The organism is Haladaptatus sp. (genome assembly GCF_049589095.1).
Lineage (GTDB): Archaea > Halobacteriota > Halobacteria > Halobacteriales > Haladaptataceae > Haladaptatus.
The window spans coordinates 1-2,288 of the sequence record NZ_JBAWAC010000316.1; the positions used below are offsets into that span (position 1 = coordinate 1).

The following is a 2,288-nucleotide window of genomic DNA, read 5'->3' on the forward strand; positions in this document are numbered from 1 at the left end:
GGACGAGTTCGACACGGACGAGATGATCATGGAGGCGACGGTGTGGGTCCTCGCGGAGGATGGATACCGCGGTCTCACGCTTCGAAAAGTCGCGGAACGAGCAGGGAAAAACCGAGGGCTGGTCCACTACTACTTCGATTCCAAGGAGGATCTGCTCCGATCACTCCTCGATCACATATTTGACGGCATGCAGCGATTGATAGGTATCGACGAGGACGGCGAACCAGTCGAGCAACTGCGAACGGCGCTCCGATTTTTCGCGTACGGTCCGGGCGGAATCGACGAAAACAGTCGTCACTACTACGCGGCAATTTTGCAACTACAAGCCTTGGCACCGCACGATCCCGAGATTCGACAGCGTTTCACCCGGAACTACGAGTACACGATGAGCGTGGTGGAAGCGGTACTCGAAGACGGTATCGAGCAGGGGTCGTTTCGAGCCGTTGACCCGGAAATGACGGCGACCGCTCTCATCGCGGCCATCGATGGTGCACGGACGACTGACCTCATGCTCAATGTCGAGACGGCACGCGAAACCACGTTGTCGCAGATAGAACGGTTCGTCTCGAACTATCTCGTCGCGTAGCAACTCTGCTAGGCGGTCGTCAAACGGACGAATCTCGACCAACTGAACGAACCATTTGGCTCGGCTTAGAATCATTGAAACGCGCTCAGATCGCTTTATCGACCCCTTTCGAGCGACCTGCGGGCGTCTCTTCGCTTCCAAAAGGGGACGCTTAAGTACCTTCGTCGGATAGTCCACAGCATATGGCGAACGGCAAGTACGCAGCTCGTAAGCTGAAGAAGGACCGCCAGAAGCATCGGTGGTCTGACTCCGATTACGCCCGACGTGAGCGTGGTCTCGGGGAGAAATCCGATCCCCTCGAAGGCGCGCCGCAGGGCCGAGGTATCGTGCTGGAGAAAGTGGGCATCGAAGCGAAGCAGCCCAACTCCGCGATCCGAAAGTGTGTTCGTGTCCAGCTCATCAAGAACGGAAAGCAAGTCTCCGCGTTCTGTCCCGGTGACGGCGCGATTTCGTTCATCGACGAGCACGACGAAGTCACCATCGCCGGTATCGGTGGGGCGAAAGGTCGTGCGATGGGTGACATCTCCGGTGTCAACTACAAGGTCGAGAAGGTCAACGGCGTGAGCCTGAAAGAACTGGTTCGCGGAAACGCGGAGAAACCGGTCCGATAACCATGAGTGCAGAAGAAGAAGAACAACCGGAAGAGGAAGCGGAAGAGGAAGTCGGCACCGAAGGCGACGAGATGGCGGCGAAGCTGTTCGGTACGTGGGACGTCTCGAACATCGAGTTCAGCGACCCCAGCACCGAGCGCTACATCAACATCACGCCCGTCGCGCACACGATGGGCCGCCACGCATCGAAGCAGTTCCAGAAGAGCGAGGTCAGCATCGTCGAGCGCCTCATCAACCGTCTCATGCAGACGGAAGAGAACACGGGCAAGAAACAGCAGACGATGAAAATCGTCCGCTCCGCGTTCGACATCGTTCACGACCGTACCGAGGAGAACCCAGTTCAGGTTCTCGTCCGTGCAGTCGAGAACGCCGCCCCGCGTGAGGAGACCGTCCGCCTGAAGTACGGTGGAATCTCGGTCCCGAAGGCAGTCGACGTCGCGCCCCAGCGCCGCGTCGACCAGTCCCTGAAATTCATCGCGGAAGGCGCGCTCGGCGCGTCCTTCAAGACGTCCACCGACGCTGAAGAGGCACTCGCCTCCCAGCTTATCGGCGCTGCGGACTACGACGTCCAGACCTACGCGGTCAACCAGAAAGAAGAGAAAGAGCGCGTCGCCGCCGCGGCCCGCTAAATTTCTCCCGGATATTCTCTCGTTTATCGCTCCTTGAGTGACGACTTCGGAGAGTTGGTCTTCACCCTTGCAGTTGTAACTACCGAGAAGTAGATTTGGAAAGCTTTCGTCCGTTCCGAGAAAATGCTGGTTCCGTCGTGGCTGCAAGTATCGAGCGGCAATGAAACCTCTACGCAGAGCAACCGAGACCAGAACTGCTTAGTCCGCCGCTTGTTCGGAACCACCCTCTCCGCCACCGAGGACGTATTCACGGGCGGCGTCGACCAGCGCATTTCGGTACTCGCTTTCGGTGGGGTCGTCGGCGAGCGAGAGGAAACGGTATTTGAATCCCTGCACATCGATTGTTGGCGCGTCACGGGAGGCGGTGCGGGCGAGGTCGTAGAGGCGGTGGTCCCGCGCGGCGAGGTCGTGGCGCTCGACCATGGCGAGCGCGAACGCGGCGTTGACGGCCGTCATCTCGGG

The 2,288-nt window shown here is 59.1% G+C and carries 4 protein-coding genes; 3 read left to right on the forward strand and 1 reads right to left on the reverse strand.

What is annotated here, in order from left to right; translation table 11 throughout:
• The 3 genes from WBV42_RS10145 to WBV42_RS10155 all read left to right on the forward strand — a co-directional run.
• Nucleotides 1–586, forward strand: a 586-nt coding sequence (locus WBV42_RS10145) for a TetR/AcrR family transcriptional regulator (protein WP_423985925.1), incomplete at its 5' end; no start/stop codon positions are given.
• A gap of 182 nt (nt 587–768) precedes the next feature.
• Complete coding sequence (locus tag WBV42_RS10150; RefSeq protein WP_007979666.1) at nt 769–1,197, forward strand: 30S ribosomal protein S12; 429 nt, start codon at nt 769–771, stop codon at nt 1,195–1,197.
• A 2-nt stretch (nt 1,198–1,199) separates the two neighbouring features.
• Nucleotides 1,200–1,826 (forward strand): 30S ribosomal protein S7, encoded by a 627-nt coding sequence (locus WBV42_RS10155; protein ID WP_423985926.1) that lies wholly within the window; start codon nt 1,200–1,202, stop codon nt 1,824–1,826.
• 198 nt (nt 1,827–2,024) lie between these two features.
• Here WBV42_RS10155 and WBV42_RS10160 read toward each other — a convergent pair.
• Nucleotides 2,025–2,288: DUF5781 family protein (locus tag WBV42_RS10160; RefSeq protein ID WP_423985927.1), on the reverse strand; the 264-nt coding region annotated here is incomplete at its 5' end.

Coding starts and splice junctions, on each gene's coding strand:
- WBV42_RS10150 (WP_007979666.1), top strand. CDS start 769: ATGGCGAACGGCAAGTACGCAGCTCGTAAGCTGAAGAAGGACCGCCAG.
- WBV42_RS10155 (WP_423985926.1), top strand. CDS start 1,200: ATGAGTGCAGAAGAAGAAGAACAACCGGAAGAGGAAGCGGAAGAGGAA.